Source organism: Streptomyces sp. NPDC050147, from assembly GCF_040660195.1.
Lineage (GTDB): Bacteria > Actinomycetota > Actinomycetes > Streptomycetales > Streptomycetaceae > Streptomyces.
On sequence record NZ_JBFALJ010000009.1, the window covers coordinates 98,683 to 113,857 of the forward strand.

Below are 15,175 nucleotides of genomic sequence, written 5' to 3' on the forward strand. Positions count from 1 at the left end.
CGCCCGACCGCTGGCGACGGGGGATGCACCAGCGATCGGGCTGTGGCCAACCGTAACAAGGCTGTTCGCGTAAGGGGAGGCAACTGCTCCGTCGAAAGGCCGAGTTGTGACCGGGATCACGCAACGTGATCCGTAGGGGGATGGATGGTGAGGATGGGTGGTGAGGACGGATGGTGAAGCGCGTGCAGCGTTGTTAGTCGCAGGGCGGCCGTTGTTAGTCGCAGGGCGGCGCGTACGAGAGACGTGGCAGATACTCGTGCCATTTTTCCTGCGTAAGAACACCGTGAGTGGTTGAGCAGATCCGGCGAATCGCCTCGTCGGCGTCCAGGTTCCAAAGCCGGACAGTGTCCGTGCCGCTCGAAACTCCGAGCATGTCGCCCCGAGGGCTGAACGACAAGAAGCTGCCCGTCTTGGCGTTGGGGCTCATGGATTGACCAATGGGGGAGGCGTCGGAGGGCTGGGCGACATCCCAGAGGCGGACCGTGTTGTCGTCGCCGCCACTCGCCAGCGTGCGGCCGTCCTGGCTGAACGTCAGTGACACCAACGCGTCCGTGTGGCCGGTGAGGGGAGAGCCAAGCCGAGTTGCCTTACGGGGATCGGCGACATTCCACAGGCGTACTGTGCCGTCGTCACTGCCGCTGGCCAACGTACGGCCGTCCGGGCTGTAGGCGAGCTCATTGATGGGCCCCAGATGCCCCTTGAGCGGCTTACCGAGCCGGTCGGCATGGCCCGGGTCGGTCACGTTCCAGAGCCGGATCGTGCCGTCCGCGCTGGCGCTGGCGAGAGTACGTCCGTCCTTCCCGAAGACGAGGGAATTGACGTAACCCTTGTGGCCCGTGAGCGGCGCGCCGAGCTTACGCAGATGAGACGGGTCGCTGACGTTCCACAATTGGATGGTGCGGTCGGTGTCGGCGGTCGCGAGCGTGCGCCCGTCCGGGCTGAAGGCCAGCGCAGCCGCGAAGCGTGTCCGCAGGGCGACAGGCGGTCCGTTGGGGACGGGACGAGTCGGGTCGCTGACGTTCCACAGCTGCACCGCGCGGTTTCCCGTCAGCACCGCGAGTGTGTGGCCGTCGGGGGAGAAGACGGGTGAACGCACCTCGCCGTCGCGGGACTTGAACGGCTTGCTCAGCGCCACGGGCCGGTTGGGACGCTCCACGTTCCACAGCCGAAGCCGTTCGTCGCGCGCGGCCGTGGCGAGCACCTTCCCATCAGGGCGGAACGCTCCGATCCTGCCCACCATGTCCGACGTCGGTATCGACCACAGGCGGACCTTGTTGTCGCCGCTCCCCGTGGCGAGGGTTCGCCCATCGGGGCTGAAGCCCAAGGCGTACATTTCCCCGCTACTGCCCGCCAGAGGCTCACCGACCTGCGACGGGTGTGCCGGATCACGGACGTTCCACAGGCTCGCCGTGCTGTCCGCGCTGGCGGCCGCGAGCATGGTCCCGGCGGGGTTGAAGGACACCGACCACACGGCGCCGGTGTGGCCGGTGAGTGGCTCGCCGAGCGATTTCGCCCGGCGTGGGTCGCTCACCTTCCAGAGCCGGATGGCGTTGTCCTTACCGCCGCTGGCGAGGGTGCGGCCATCGGGGCTGAACGCCACGGAGTGCACCGTGCCCCTATGGCCGCTCAGTACCTTGTCGATCGGCTTCGGGCGACGTGGATCGGTCAGGTTCCACAGTCTGATCGTGCCGTTGTCTCCACCGGCTGCCAGCGTTCGGCCGTGGGGGCTGAAGGCCACGGAGCGCACGGCGGCGGTGTGGCCGGTCAAAGCGCCGATTTTCCTCGGCCGGCTCGGATCGCCCACGTTCCACAGGCGAACGGTGTGGTCGTCACTGGCGGAGGCCAGAGTGCGCCCGTCCGGACTGAAGGCGACCAGATAGATCGCGCCTTCATGGCCGGTCAAGGGGGAACCAAGCGGGCGCGGATCACCGGGGTCCCGGACGTTCCACAGCCGGACCGTGCCGTCGTCCGAAGCGGTGGCGAGGGTGTTGCCGTCCGGGCTGAAGACCGCGCTGCTCACCCAACTCTTGTGGCCGGTCAGGGGCTTGCCCAGGGGTTTGGGACGGGACCGGTCCGAAACGTCCCACAGCCGTACGGTCCTGTCGTAGCTGGCGGTGGCCAGGAACCGTCCGTTCGGGCTGAACGAGGTGAGGTAGACGGCGCCCTTGTGGCCGAGGAGCGGGGTGGCCAGGGGCGCGTTCACGATCGACAGCAACCGGTTCGTCGTGTCTTCGTCGTCAGGCCGCAGATCGCGCGCGACCAGGTCGAGTTGGGCGGACAGCGACGGATCCGTGTCCTGGACGCGATCGGCCTCGGCGACCACTTGCTCGAACACCGCGTCGTCTCGCTGCTGCCACGCGACCACTGCCGAGACGACGGCCACCATGGCGAGCACGACCAGAGCTGCCACCGCACCACGGGTGATCAAGACCGTGCGTCTGCGGAGTCTGGCCGAAGCAGCCAGGAACTCCACCGCGCCTCTGGTCAGGAACGTGCCACCGGCGGTCTTCCTCCAGGCACGGGCCTGCTCGAGGCGGGAACCCCGGTAGAGCAGCGACGTATCGCGGTCGGCGTCCTCCCAGGCCCTGCCGTCCTCCTCGAGGCGCTGGCGCAGCAGGTTGTCGTTCCTGTCCTCGTCGATCCAGTCGCGCAGACGGGGCCAGGCGTGGAGCAGCGCTTCGTGCGTGATCTCCACGGTCTCCGCGTCGAGTGTCACCAATCGAGCGCGTACCAGTGCTTCGAGCGACTCCTCGGTCTTGCCGGGGTCCGTCGACTCTTCGGCCAGTTGCCGCCGCGCCCCCCGCCTGCGAGTGGCCTGGGTGTCCTCGCCGAGCCGGACCAGCCTGAGGAGGAGCAGTCGCGCGGCCGTGCGTGCGGCTGGATCGAGGTCGGACCAGGCCCGCTCGGCGCTCGCCGCGACCGCCCCCTGGATTCCCCCCGCCGCGCGGTAGCCGGCCAGGGTCAGCCTGCCGGTCTTCCGCCGCTGCCAGGTGGCGAGCAGGGCATGGGAGAGGAGCGGCAGCACTCCCGCGTCGTGCGTCCCGCGGGGTCCGTCCGTGCTCACTTCCCGGACGATCAGTTCCGCAAGACCCGGTTCGAGCTCCAGCCCCACCGCTTTGGCCGGGCTGGTCACCGCGTCGCGCAACTCGGTGGTGGTCAGCGGCCCGAGCACCATGTGCCGGTGCTGCAGCGCGTCGGCCAGTTCGGGGTACCGGAGGCAGTGCTCGTAGAAGTCGGCGCGTATGCCCAGGACCACGAACGCGGGAGCTGGGTCACCGGCGTCACCGGCGTCGCCGGGGGAGCACGCAGCCTGAAGGACCTGGATGAAGGTGCGCCTGCTCGCCTCGTCGGAGCAGAGGGTGAACGTCTCCTCGAACTGATCCACGATGACGACCGGCCGGGCGTCGCGGGACGTCTGGCGCCGGGCCCAGGCCGTGACGGATTCCCTCACCGCGTGAGCGAATCGCGGAGTACTACGGCCCTTGGAAGCGGGTTCCTCTGCCGAGGAGATGGCCTGCGCGAGCTCAGGTATCTGGCGGATCAGCTCGGCGAGAGGGTCGCTGCCCGGCACGAGCTGAAGCACCGGGCCCACCAGGCTGTCCTCGTCGCTCAGCGCGCCGCTCTCCAGGGAGGGCACCAGGCCGGCGTTCAGAAGGGAGGACTTTCCCGCTCCCGAAGCACCCACGAGCATGACCAGGCCGCCCGTCTCCTCCGCGGCGCGGAGCTGAGCGACGAGGGCGTCCGTACTGCGCTCCCGTCCGAAGAACCACCGGGCGTCTTGTTGGCGGTACGAAGCCAGCCCTCGGTACGGACACACACTGTGGACGCCGGTCAGAGCCTCGGCCTGAAGCCGTTCCTCGTCTTCCGCGGCGGATGCCGGGGCAGCCCGCCCGCTGACCGGGTCGGCCACGGCGCGCTCCCACAAGAGCTGCCACTGCGCCACGTCGTACAGACCCGCGGAAACCGGAGCGGGCCGCTCGCGCCGTGCTTCGGGTATCAGCACATGGAGCACGGCAGAGAGGGCGGCAAACTGGGCAGGCACGTTCTTGGCCCGCCGCCAGTCACTGATCCGCTGGGCGGACACCCGCACGATCCGCCCGCGTTCGTCGACCCACTGATGACGGACGACCGCCTCGGCCACGCGCTGGAGGGGAGGGTTACCGGCTTCCTTGTACAGCAGCGCGAGACGTTCCGCGAAGGCTGTGCGTGCCCCTGAGTCGGGACTCAAGGCCTCCACCCCTTACTTCCCCAGCACCTGGACATCCGGACCGGAAAACTCACCTTATACGGCTGACCTGCGGCTACGGGGTCCGGACGATGACGGAACCTCCTCTTCCGGCACCCCAACTGGCAGGATCACGAACCGGTAGTGAACCAACCGCGCAGCGTCATGGCAGGTCACCAGCCCAGGGTGACCCGCAGAGGTGCACCGCGACGCTGCAAGTCCTCGGCTGGTTTTCGCCGATCACCTCCGGACCGTTGTCGCGTGGACTGCGGATCCGTCTTTCCTCGATCCGCGCCGTTACGCCGACATGGCGTGGATCGATGCAGCCGCGTCGTTCGGTACCGGTCCCCACAGGGGAGGGACCGGTACCGAAACGACGCGGCAGTGGCGGGGGGAGGGGGCGCGGGCACGACGGACGGGTCGACAGCCCTTGCGGGGGACCCATCGCCAATACGCCTTCGCTTGGCCCCATCGCCAACACGCTTTCGACTGTGGTGGGGGAAGCTCTACCGTCGAGCCGACCGTGACGTGCCTGCCGCCCCAAGGGCCCCAGACGCCCCAGAGAACGAGTCAGGCCCGATTTCCATTTCTGGAAACCGGGCCTGACCTGGTGTTTCAGCTGTCGGGGTGGCGGGATTTGAACCCACGACCTCTTCGTCCCGAACGAAGCGCGCTGCCAAGCTGCGCTACACCCCGATGTCGTTGTTCCACTTGCCCGCTGCGCAGGCCGTGGCGACATCGATTACTTTAGCGGACCGGCGCCCGGAGACGAAATCCGGTTTTCGGGCCCCGGGGGTCCCCTGCCGGAGACCCCGCGGTCCGAGGCCTCAGGGCCGGGCCGTCAGGGTCAGGAGCGTTGCTTCCGGGGGGCACGCGAAGCGCATCGGGGTGTAGCGGTTCGCGCCGCAGCCCGCTGAGACGTGCATGTAGGACGTCCGGCCTTCCGCCTCGTGCTTCGACAGCCCCTTCACGCGCTCCGTGTCCAGGTCGCAGTTGGTGACCAGCGCCCCGTAGAAGGGGATGCACACCTGGCCCCCGTGCGTGTGGCCCGCGAGGATCAAGGGGTAGCCGTCGGCCGTGAAGGCGTCGAGCGCGCGCAGGTACGGGGCGTGCACGATGCCCATCGAGAAGTCGGCGCCCGCGTCCGGACCGCCCGCCACGCGCGCGTACCGGTCACGTTTGATGTGCGGGTCGTCCAGGCCGGTGAGGCCGATCTCGTAGCCCTCGACCTTCAGCGCGCCCCGCGTGTTCGTCAGGTTCACCCAGCCCGCGGCGTCGAAGCCGTCGCGCAGGTCCTCCCACGGGTTGTGGATCACGCCGACGGCGGGTGCGTTGCCGTTCAGGCCGTGCTTGCCCTGGGACTTCTCGACCAGGTAGCGGACGGGGTTGCGCGGCTTGGGTCCGTAGTAGTCGTTCGAGCCGAAGACGTACGCCCCGGGGAACTGCATCAGCGGGCCGAGCGCGTCCAGCGTCTCCGGCACGCCCTCGGGGTCGGAGAGGTTGTCCCCGGTGTTGATCACGAAGTCGGGCCGAAGGCCGGCGAGCGAACGCAGCCAGCGCTGCTTCTTGCGCTGCCCGGACACCATGTGGATGTCCGACACCTGGAGGACTCTGAGCGGTCGCATCCCTGGCGGAAGGACCGGCACCGTGATCCGTCGCAGTCGGAAGAAGCGGGCTTCGATGCCCACCGAGTAGGCCAGACCGGCGGCGGCCGTCGCCGCGATTCCCAGGGGTACTGCGTATTGCGCGCGCATCCACCCATCGTGTCAGACCCGAAGGCCCCGTAAATCAGCGGGCGTCGGGCCGTACGCACCTGCGACAATCACCGCATGACCACGCTCAAGTCGAAGCTCCAGGAAGACCTCACCGCCGCGATCAGGGGGCGTGACGAGCTGCGCTCCTCCACGCTCCGGCTGACCCTCACCGCCATCACGAAGGAGGAGGTCTCGGGCAAGACGGCCCGCGAACTCTCCGACGACGAGGTGCAGAAGGTGATCGCCCGCGAGGCCAAGAAGCGTCGCGAGGCCGCGGAGGCCTTCGCCCAGGGGGGTCGCGCCGAGCAGGCCGCCAAGGAGAAGGCGGAGGGCGAGGTCCTTGCCGAGTACCTGCCGAAGCAGCTCTCCGAGGACGAGCTCCAGGCGATCGTCGCCCAGGCCGTCGAGGAGGCCAGGGCCGCCGGCGCCGAGGGGCCGCGCGCCATGGGCCAGGTCATGAAGATCGTCAACCCGAAGGTCGCGGGCCTGGCCGAGGGCGGCCGCGTCGCCGCCGTGGTCAAGAAGCTGCTCGCGGGCTGAGCGCATCCGCTCGCGGGCCGAGCGCGTACGTACGTCCGCTGAGTGCATACGTACGTCGTACGGGAACGATGAGGGCGCCCCCTGAAACCAGGGGGCGCCCTCACTCACGTACGGGAGAGTCCGGGGAACCGGCTAGCGGCCCCAGCCCCCGATGCCGCCACCGCCCCCGTTGCCGTTTCCGCCGTTCCCGCCACCGCCGATGACATCCGGCGGCAGGGAGATGTCCGGCCAGGGATCGCCGCCCCCGCCGCCACCGCCGTTGCCACCGCCGCCGCCACCACCGTTGCCGCCGTTGCCGTCACCCGGCGGCTTGTTGTCCTCGTGGGGCTTGTCCTTGTCCTTGCCGCCGTCCGGGATGTGGACGGTGTTGAAGCCCGGCGCAGGCTTGCCCGCGAGCGCGCCGCTCATCGCGTCCCGCCAGATCGGACCCGGCACCTCGCCACCGAAGACCTTGTCGTACGTGCGCCCGCCGATGGGAATGTTGACCATCCGCCGCTTGTGCTGCGGGTCGCCGACCCAGACCGCGCCCGACATGTTCGGGGTGTAGCCCACGAACCAGGCGGCGTAGCGGAAGTCGGTCGTACCCGTCTTGCCCGCGCTCGGCCGGGAGCCGAGGCCGGCCTGCTTGCCGGTTCCGTCCTCGACCACGCCCTTCAGGAGGGTGTTGATCGTGTCCGCCGTCTTCGTCGACATCGCACGCGTGCACGTCGACTTCGGCACCGGCAGCGTCTTGCCGCCCGGAGCGGCGATCGACTCGATCGCGACGGGCGAGCAGTACTTACCGCGTGCGGCGAACGTCGCGTACGCGCCCGCCATCGTCAGCGGCGACATCTCCTGGGTGCCGAGCGCGATCGACGGGGCCTGGTCGATCTTCCGGCCGTCGGCCCGCTCGACGCCCATCTTCTCGGCCATCTTCGTCACCGGGCAGATCCCGATGTCGCCGATCATCTCGACGTAGTACGTGTTGACCGACTTCGCGGTGGCTTCCCTCATGTCGTACGGGCCGACCTCGGACTCGTTCTCATTGGTGAGCTTCGCACCCCCCGAGTTGAGCCACTTCTTGCCGTCGCAGGCCGCGACGCTGTCGGGGTACGGCATCTCGTACGGAGAGCCGTAGCTCTTCGTGGGCGGCATTCCGCCCTCCAGGGCGGCCGCCGCCACGATCGGCTTGAAGGTCGATCCCGGCTGGTAGCCCGCGCCGCCGCCCATGGAGTTGTCCACGGACAGGTTCATCGAGGTCTCGTTGTCCTTGAGGTTGATGCCGTAGGGCCGCGACTGGCCCATCCCCAGGATCTTGCCGGTGCCCGGCTCGACGATGGTGGCCGCCGTCGCCACGTCGTCCGACTGGTTGACGTGATCCTTGATCGAGGCCTGCACGGAACGCTGTGCCTTCGGGTCGAGGGTCGTCTTGATCCGCAGACCACCCTGGTTCCAGACCTTGGCCCGCGCCTCCTTGGTCTTGCCGAAGACCGGGTCGGAGAGGAAGACCTCGCGTACGTAGTCACAGAAGAACCCGGCGCCGCTGACCGCCGTGATGCAACCGTTCTTGGGCCTGCTCACCTTGAGGCCGAGCGGCTTCTCCTTGGCCGCGGTGGCCTCCGCCTGCGTGATGTCGTGCGTCTCCGCCATCCGCTGCAGCACGACGTTGCGCCGCTTGGTGGCTTCCTCCGTGTCGTTCACGGGGTCGTACCTGCTGGGGGACTGCACGATGCCGGCGAGCAGCGCGGCCTCCTGGACCTGCAGGTCCTTGGCGGACTTGGAGAAGTAGCGCTGGGCCGCGGCCTCGACGCCGTACGCCTGCTGCCCGAAGTAGGTGATGTTCAGGTAGTTGCTGAGGATGCGCTTCTTGCCGAGCTTCTCCTCGACCTGGATCGCGTACTTCAGCTCGCGGATCTTGCGTCCGAGGGTCTGCTGGGTGGCCTCGGCGACCTTCGTGGGGTCGTCACCCGCCTCCTCGACGAAGACGTTCTTCACGTACTGCTGGGTGAGCGTGGACGCGCCCTGGGAGACGCCGCCGCTCTGCGCGTTCTGGTTCAGCGCGCGCAGGATGCCCTTCGCGTCGATCGCGCCGTGCTCGTAGAAGCGCGAGTCCTCGATCGCGACGATCGCCTTCTGCATGTACGGCGAGATCTCTTTGAGGGGGACCACCGTGCGGTCACGCGAGTAGACCGTGGCGATGGAGCCGCCCTCGCTGTCGAGGATCGTGGTGCGCTGACTCAGCGGCGGCTGCTCCATGGTGGACGGGATCTCGTCGAACTCCTCCACCGAGCCCTTCGCCGCGAGGCCGAGCGCCCCGGCCGCGGGCAGCGCGATGCCTGCCAGCACGGCTCCCGCGAGCACGCTGACCCCTAGGAACTTCGCGGCCTGCTGAGTTGGTGACAGACCACCGCCCGAGCGCTTCTTTCCCATGGGGGCAGCCTACGTTCTGATTCGCCGGACACGCCTCAATGCCTTGGCCTAAGCTGCTCTCAACTGTCACAGCAGTGCGGTTCGGCAACAACCCCTCCGTCGGTCCCGAGTCCCGAACGGGGTCCCCCTCTGGTCGTCCAGGTGGCTTGGGGAAGTGCCCGAATTGGCCTCATGCGGCATTCGATGCCCGTTGTGACCCAGCTGAAGTGCCCGCATTTGCCGGGTTAATCACGCATGTCACCAGCTCACTCCGTCGGGTGATCTGCCGCTTACGCATAGTCCGTTCGGACCATTCAAGATTGGGCCCGAAGGGGGTGTTGCGCTGTGCCCACCTTCCGTAACGTCCTCAACTGGCGGCGGTGAATATGCCGCTGCCGCCGTGGGGGAGCCTCGATTCGGGAGAGGACGGCGCCGGTATGGGCTGGGTAACCGACTGGAGTGCGCAGGCGGCCTGCCGCACTACCGATCCAGATGAACTGTTCGTTCAAGGAGCAGCGCAGAACAGGGCCAAGGCGGTGTGCACCGGTTGCCCGGTGCGCACGGAGTGCCTGGCCGACGCGCTGGACAACCGCGTCGAATTCGGCGTGTGGGGTGGCATGACTGAGCGGGAGCGCCGCGCACTGCTGCGCAGGCGTCCCACGGTCACCTCTTGGCGCCGTCTGCTGGAGACGGCGCGCTCCGAGTACGAGCGTGGCGCGGGCCTGCTGCCCGTGGACTTGGAGGACGACGAGACGTACGAGAGCTACGCGGCAGTGGGTTAGCGCCCCTCGGCCGCGTGACGGTGGAGGAGAGCCTCCACCGTCCGTGTGGCAGTGGGTGAGATCCACCGCTCAGGCAGCGGCGGGCGGGACCCGCTGCTCAGGCAGCTCCGGCCGAATCACCACCGGCCGCGAGCCGTTCCCCGATGGCCCGAAGGCCTGCCAGGTCGTGCACGTCACCCGGCAGCGCCGTCACTTCGGCCACTGGCACCTCGGGGTGAAGCGCGGTGAAGCGATCGCGCGTGCGCTGTTCGCGCACGAGCAGCTGCATGCGTTCCGCGTGCAGCCGCAGCAGCCCGGCGGTCAGCTGTGCCACGGGCGGCTGTGCCACGGGCGGCTGTGTGTCGTGGGATTGCGTGTCATGAGGTTGCGTGTCGTGGGGTTCGACAGGGGCTTCAGAGGTCTTGTCAGAAAGTGCGGGGGTCTCGGAACTGCCGCGGGCCTCAGGGGACTTGCCGGGAGCCTCGGGGGATGCCTCGGGGGAAGCCTCGTGGGAGCTACGCACTCCAACCTTCCCGTCCTCCTGATCCACAATGCGGCTCTCATCAAGATTTTCCGCGGCGGCAAGCGCCCGCTCGGCCGACAGTTGGGCGGCGCCGCTGCTGTGCACCCTGTTGAGCACGAGACCGGCGAGCGGCATGTCGTCGGCCGCCAGACGCTCCACGAAGTACGCCGCTTCCCTCAGCGCGTCCCGCTCCGGCGACGCCACCACGAGGAACGCCGTGCCCGGCGCCTGGAGCAGCCGGTACGTGGCGTCCGCGCGGGTGCGAAACCCGCCGAACATGGTGTCCATCGCGGCCACGAACGTCTGGACGTCACGCAGCAGTTGACCGCCGAGCAACTTGCCCAGGGCCCCCGTCATCATCGACATCCCGACGTTCAGGAACTTCATCCCGGCCCGGCCGCCCACCTTCGCGGGGGCCATGAGCACCCGGATCAGCTTCCCGTCCAGGAAGGAGCCGAGGCGCTTCGGCGCGTCGAGGAAGTCGAGGGCCGAACGCGACGGCGGCGTGTCGACGACGATCAGGTCCCACTCGTCACGGGAGCGCAGCTGCCCCAGCTTCTCCATCGCCATGTACTCCTGCGTGCCCGCGAAGCCCGCCGAAAGCGACTGGTAGAAGGGATTGCCGAGGATCGCGCTCGCCCGCTCCTCGTCCGCGTGCGCCTCGACGATCTCGTCGAAGGTGCGCTTCATGTCGAGCATCATGGCGTGCAGCTCACCGTCGCCGGAAGCGCTCTCGATGGCCTTGACCTGGCGCGGGACGTTGTCGAGCGAGTCGATGCCCATGGACTGCGCGAGCCGTCGCGCCGGGTCGATGGTCAGGACGACGACCTTGCGTCCCCGTTCGGCTGCGCGCAGCCCGAGCGCGGCGGCCGTGGTCGTCTTGCCGACGCCCCCGGAGCCGCAGCACACCACGATGCGGGTCTTCGGGTCGTCGAGAAGGGCGTCCACGTCGAGTGTGCGGGTCGGATCCAGGGGGCGTGTCGTGTCCGGGTGTCGTGCCGGGTCCGAGGTCATGCGATCCCTTGCTTCCGCAGTTCCGTGGCGAGTTCGTAGAGCCCCGCCAGGTCCATTCCTCCGGCCAGCAGGGGGAGTTCGTGCAGGGGGAGGCCGAGATCGCCCAGAACGGCCCGCTGAGAGCCCTCCAGGGCGTGCCGCTCGGCGTACTCGGCGGCCTGCTCAAGGAGCGGGTCGACAAGACGCTCGGCGACGCCACCACGGCGGGCCCCGCCGAGCCCGGCTGCGGACAGGGACTTGGCGATGGCGGTACGCGGGGCCTGGTCGAGCCCGAGCTCCAGGGAGGCCTCGTCGAGGAGTGTGGGCCGCACCATGTTCACGATGACGCGTCCCACGGGAAGCCTGGCCGCCCGCAGCTCGGCGATCCCGTCTGCGGTCTCCTGGACGGGCATCTCTTCGAGGAGCGTCACCAGGTGGACGGCTGTCTCCGGAGACTTCAGGACGCGCATCACGGCCTGCGCCTGATTGTGTATGGGGCCGATCTTGGCAAGACCCGCGACTTCGTCGTTCACGTTCAAGAAGCGCGTGATGCGGCCGGTGGGCGGCGCGTCCATCACCACGCAGTCGTACGCGTAACGCCCGCTCTTGTCCTTGCGGCGTACGGCCTCGCAGGCCTTGCCGGTCAGCAGGACGTCCCGCAGGCCCGGCGCGACGGTCGTGGCGAAGTCGATGGCGCCGAGCTTCTTGAGTGCGCGTCCCGCGCCCCCCAGCTTGTAGAACATCTGGAGGTAGTCGAGCAGCGCCAGTTCGGGATCGATGGCGAGGGCATACACCTCCCCGCCCCCGGGAGCGACGGCGATCTTCCGCTCCTCATACGGCAGCGCTTCGGTCTCGAAGAGCTGCGCGATGCCTTGTCTGCCCTCCACCTCCACGAGAAGGGTGCGCTTGCCCTCCGTCGCGAGGGCGAGCGCGAGTGCGGCGGCCACCGTGGTCTTGCCGGTACCGCCCTTGCCGCTGACGACCTGGAGCCTGCTCACACTTCCGAGCCTAACCAGTCGCCGTCCGGGCTAAGCAGGAGGCCACCGTGACCAGCGCCTCACAACGGCTAGAGTCGGCCATATGACCAAGTGGGAATACGCAACCGTGCCGCTGCTCGTCCATGCCACGAAGCAGATTCTGGACACCTGGGGCGAGGACGGCTGGGAGCTCGTCCAGGTCGTGCCCGGGCCGAACAACCCTGAGCAGCTCGTGGCCTACCTGAAGCGGGAGAAGCAGGCATGAGCGGCAACGTCGAGGCGAAACTGGCCGAGCTCGGCCTGACGCTGCCCGAGGTGGTGCCGCCGCTCGCCGCCTACCAGCCGGCTGTCCAGTCGGGTGTGTACGTCTACACCGCGGGCCAGCTCCCAATGGTGGAGGGCAAGCTTCCGGTGACCGGCAAGGTCGGCGGGGAGGTGACCCCCGAGGAGGCCAAGGAACTGGCCCGTACGTGCGCCCTGAACGCGCTCGCCGCGGTGAAGTCCGTCGCCGGTGACCTGGACCGGATCGCCCGCGTCGTGAAGGTCGTCGGCTTCGTGGCCTCTGCCCCGGACTTCACGGGTCAGCCCGCGGTGCTCAACGGCACGAGCGAACTGCTCGGCGCGGTGCTCGGCGACAAGGGAGTGCACGCCCGCAGCGCCGTGGGTGTGGCGGTTCTGCCGCTGGACGCACCGGTCGAGGTCGAGATCCAGGTGGAGCTGACCGAGGCGTAGGGCAGCTCCGACGAGGCCTGATGGCTGCCTTCTGGCACCCGATAGTTGCCTCTCGAACATCAGCCCACCAGGGGATAGCCTCCGCCCATGGCTAATGGGCAGTGGTACCCCCCGGAGTGGCCCGACCGCATCCGTGCGCTGAGCAGCGGCGAACTGACGCCGGCGACTCCGCGCCGGGCGGCCACGGTCATGCTCCTGCGGGACTCCGTGGCGGGCCCCGCCGTACACATGCTGCGCAGACGCGCCTCCATGGCCTTCGCCGGAGGCGCGTACGCGTATCCGGGCGGCGGCGTGGACCCGCGCGACGACGATCATCTCGTGCGCTGGGCGGGGCCGTCCCTCGCGACGTGGGCGGCGCGCCTGGGCGTGGACGAGCCGGGTGCCCAGGCCATCGTGTGCGCCGCCGTCCGCGAGACGTTCGAGGAGGCGGGTGTACTGCTCGCGGGGCCGACCCCGTCGAGCGTGGTGGGCGACACCACCGGCGACGACTGGGAGGCGGACCGCGAGGCGCTGGTGGCCCGCGCGTTCTCCTTCGCGGAGTTCCTCGACCGCCGCGGCCTGGTCCTGCGCAGCGACCTGCTGGCGGCCTGGGCGCGTTGGATCACCCCGGAGTTCGAGCCGAAGCGCTACGACACGTTCTTCTTCGTGGCGGCCCTCCCGGAGGGGCAGCGCACGCGCAACGCCTCCACGGAGGCCGACCGCACGGTGTGGATCGCTCCGGGGGAGGCCACGGCGGGGTACGACAAGGGCGACCTCCTGATGATGCCGCCCACCATCGCGACCCTGCGTCAACTGAGCCCTTACGGATCGGCCGCGGACGCCCTGGCGGACGCCCCGGAGCGCGACCTCACCCCGGTCCTTGCGCAAGCGCGCTTCGAGGGTGACGAGTTGGTGCTGACGTGGCCGGGCCACGAGGAGTTCACCAAGCACATCCCTACGAGGGACTCGGCGTGACTGCGGGTGGGGCTGGGGTTGGGGCTGGGGCTGGAACGGGAACGAGGGCTGGGGCTGGGGTGGCTACGTCTGTTACTGCGGCCTTGTCTGCTGCTGCGGCCACGTCTGCAGCTGTGGCTACATCTGCTGCAGCTGTGGCTACATCTGCGGCTCTGCCTGCGGCTGCGTCTGCAGCTGCGCCTACGACCGCGGCTACACCCACGACCGCGGCCCATGCGACCACAGCCACGCCTTCGACCACGACTACGCCTGCGATTGCGGCCGTACCTTCAGTGACGGCCATACCTTCGACCACGGCCACGCCTGAAACGAACCGGACGGGAGCCACCCCCGCATGACCGAAGCCGCCGCCCTTCCCGGGCAGCCCCGGGGCGGAGTCCTCAGCGGTGCCGCCACCGCCCGCGCGGTCAACGTCCTGGCCCCCAACGCGTCCGCGATGACGCTGGACGGAACCAACACCTGGATCGTGTCCGAGCCGGACTCCGGGCTGGCGGTCGTCGTCGACCCGGGCCCCCTGGACGACGGGCACCTACGGCACGTCATCGCCACGGCCGAGAAGGCGGGGCAGCGGGTCGCGCTCACGCTCCTCACCCACGGCCACCCCGACCACGCGGAGGGCGCCGCCCGCTTCGCCGAGCTGACCGGCACCAAGGTGCGGGCTCTCGACCCCGCGCTGCGCCTGGGCGACGAGGGCCTGGGCGCGGGTGACGTCATCACGACGGGCGGCCTCGAGCTCCGGGTGGTCCCGACGCCGGGCCACACCGCCGACTCCCTCTGCTTCCATCTCCCGGCCGATCAGGCGGTCCTGACGGGAGATACGGTCCTGGGCCGCGGTACGACGGTCGTGGCGCACCCTGACGGCCGCCTGGGGGACTATCTGGACTCCCTGCGGCGCCTGCGGTCCCTGACGGTCGATGACGGCGTGCACACGGTCCTGCCGGGCCACGGGCCGGTCCTGGAAGACGCCCAGGGCGCCGTCGAGTTCTACCTCGCCCACCGCGCGAACCGCCTGGCCCAGGTCGAGACGGCCGTGGAGAACGGCCACGCGGCACCGTCGGACGTGGTCGCCCACGTCTACGCGGACGTGGACCGCTCGTTGTGGCCGGCAGCGGAACTGTCGGTAAGGGCGCAACTGGACTACTTGCGAGAACACGGCTTGATCTAGCCGCATCAAGGCAGCTCCCCACCCCCTCTCGCCCCGCCCCGCACCACGGGGCGATCGGGTGGGTGGGTGGGCGGGAAAGACTGGCGGAAGCGGGGGGGGGGGGGGGCCCCGAAAAATGGGGGGGGCCGCCCCGCCGCGGAAAAAAAAGAGAGCGAGAGCGGAG

At 69.2% G+C, this 15,175-nt stretch carries 11 protein-coding genes and 1 tRNA gene; 6 read left to right on the plus strand and 6 right to left on the minus strand.

The genetic code is table 11. The features are described from left to right. Positions 1-214 precede the first annotated feature (214 nt). The 3 genes from AB0I94_RS16355 to AB0I94_RS16365 form a co-directional block, all read right to left on the minus strand. Positions 215-4,237, minus strand: coding sequence for an AAA family ATPase (locus AB0I94_RS16355; protein ID WP_363310240.1), 4,023 nt, complete (start codon positions 4,235-4,237; stop codon positions 215-217). A 610-nt stretch (positions 4,238-4,847) separates the two neighbouring features. Beyond that, positions 4,848-4,921, minus strand: a tRNA-Pro gene (locus AB0I94_RS16360). Between the two features lie 131 nt (positions 4,922-5,052). Continuing rightward, positions 5,053-5,979, minus strand: a complete 927-nt coding sequence (locus AB0I94_RS16365) for a metallophosphoesterase (RefSeq protein ID WP_363310241.1) — start codon at positions 5,977-5,979, stop codon at positions 5,053-5,055. A gap of 75 nt (positions 5,980-6,054) precedes the next feature. On the opposite strand from AB0I94_RS16365, the gene AB0I94_RS16370 reads away from it, so the two are divergent. Continuing rightward, entirely contained in the window at positions 6,055-6,519 is a 465-nt protein-coding gene (locus tag AB0I94_RS16370; RefSeq protein ID WP_363310242.1) for a GatB/YqeY domain-containing protein, read from the plus strand. A 132-nt stretch (positions 6,520-6,651) separates the two neighbouring features. Here the strand turns inward: AB0I94_RS16370 and AB0I94_RS16375 are convergent, their stop codons facing one another. Continuing rightward, positions 6,652-8,928 carry a transglycosylase domain-containing protein gene (locus tag AB0I94_RS16375; RefSeq protein WP_363310243.1) on the minus strand — a complete coding sequence of 759 codons (2,277 nt, stop codon included), beginning with the start codon at positions 8,926-8,928 and terminating at the stop codon, positions 6,652-6,654. Positions 8,929-9,344: 416 nt separating this feature from the next. Here AB0I94_RS16375 and AB0I94_RS16380 point away from each other — a divergent pair, with 416 nt between their 5' ends. Beyond that, complete coding sequence (locus tag AB0I94_RS16380) at positions 9,345-9,689, plus strand: WhiB family transcriptional regulator (protein WP_167828965.1); 345 nt, start codon at positions 9,345-9,347, stop codon at positions 9,687-9,689. 97 nt (positions 9,690-9,786) lie between these two features. Here the strand turns inward: AB0I94_RS16380 and AB0I94_RS16385 are convergent, their stop codons facing one another. After that, positions 9,787-11,205 (minus strand): ArsA family ATPase, encoded by a 1,419-nt coding sequence (locus AB0I94_RS16385; protein WP_363310244.1) that lies wholly within the window; start codon positions 11,203-11,205, stop codon positions 9,787-9,789. After that, the gene (locus AB0I94_RS16390) at positions 11,202-12,182 is read right to left on the minus strand and encodes an ArsA-related P-loop ATPase (protein ID WP_363310245.1); all 981 of its coding nucleotides are present in this window, start codon (positions 12,180-12,182) and stop codon (positions 11,202-11,204) included. The genes AB0I94_RS16385 and AB0I94_RS16390 overlap by 4 nt, the downstream gene beginning before the upstream one ends. An 82-nt stretch (positions 12,183-12,264) precedes the next feature. Between AB0I94_RS16390 and AB0I94_RS16395 the strand changes: the two genes are divergently transcribed. The 4 genes from AB0I94_RS16395 to AB0I94_RS16410 all read left to right on the plus strand — a co-directional run bounded on the left by AB0I94_RS16395 (position 12,265) and on the right by AB0I94_RS16410 (position 15,012). Continuing rightward, positions 12,265-12,426 carry a DUF4177 domain-containing protein gene (locus AB0I94_RS16395; protein ID WP_003975360.1) on the plus strand — a complete coding sequence of 54 codons (162 nt, stop codon included), beginning with the start codon at positions 12,265-12,267 and terminating at the stop codon, positions 12,424-12,426. Continuing rightward, positions 12,423-12,893 (plus strand): RidA family protein, encoded by a 471-nt coding sequence (locus tag AB0I94_RS16400; RefSeq protein ID WP_363310246.1) that lies wholly within the window; start codon positions 12,423-12,425, stop codon positions 12,891-12,893. Before AB0I94_RS16395 ends, AB0I94_RS16400 begins: the two co-directional genes overlap by 4 nt. Positions 12,894-12,980: 87 nt before the next feature. Then, the gene (locus AB0I94_RS16405) at positions 12,981-13,847 is read left to right on the plus strand and encodes an NUDIX hydrolase (protein ID WP_363310247.1); all 867 of its coding nucleotides are present in this window, start codon (positions 12,981-12,983) and stop codon (positions 13,845-13,847) included. A 334-nt stretch (positions 13,848-14,181) separates the two neighbouring features. Continuing rightward, positions 14,182-15,012, plus strand: coding sequence for an MBL fold metallo-hydrolase (locus AB0I94_RS16410; RefSeq protein WP_363310248.1), 831 nt, complete (start codon positions 14,182-14,184; stop codon positions 15,010-15,012). The last annotated feature ends 163 nt before the right edge of the window (positions 15,013-15,175 follow it).

Coding starts and splice junctions, on each gene's coding strand:
- AB0I94_RS16385 (WP_363310244.1), bottom strand. CDS start 11,205: ATGACCTCGGACCCGGCACGACACCCGGACACGACACGCCCCCTGGAT.
- AB0I94_RS16410 (WP_363310248.1), top strand. CDS start 14,182: ATGACCGAAGCCGCCGCCCTTCCCGGGCAGCCCCGGGGCGGAGTCCTC.
- AB0I94_RS16365 (WP_363310241.1), bottom strand. CDS start 5,979: ATGCGCGCGCAATACGCAGTACCCCTGGGAATCGCGGCGACGGCCGCC.
- AB0I94_RS16405 (WP_363310247.1), top strand. CDS start 12,981: ATGGCTAATGGGCAGTGGTACCCCCCGGAGTGGCCCGACCGCATCCGT.
- AB0I94_RS16380 (WP_167828965.1), top strand. CDS start 9,345: ATGGGCTGGGTAACCGACTGGAGTGCGCAGGCGGCCTGCCGCACTACC.
- AB0I94_RS16400 (WP_363310246.1), top strand. CDS start 12,423: ATGAGCGGCAACGTCGAGGCGAAACTGGCCGAGCTCGGCCTGACGCTG.
- AB0I94_RS16395 (WP_003975360.1), top strand. CDS start 12,265: ATGACCAAGTGGGAATACGCAACCGTGCCGCTGCTCGTCCATGCCACG.
- AB0I94_RS16370 (WP_363310242.1), top strand. CDS start 6,055: ATGACCACGCTCAAGTCGAAGCTCCAGGAAGACCTCACCGCCGCGATC.
- AB0I94_RS16375 (WP_363310243.1), bottom strand. CDS start 8,928: ATGGGAAAGAAGCGCTCGGGCGGTGGTCTGTCACCAACTCAGCAGGCC.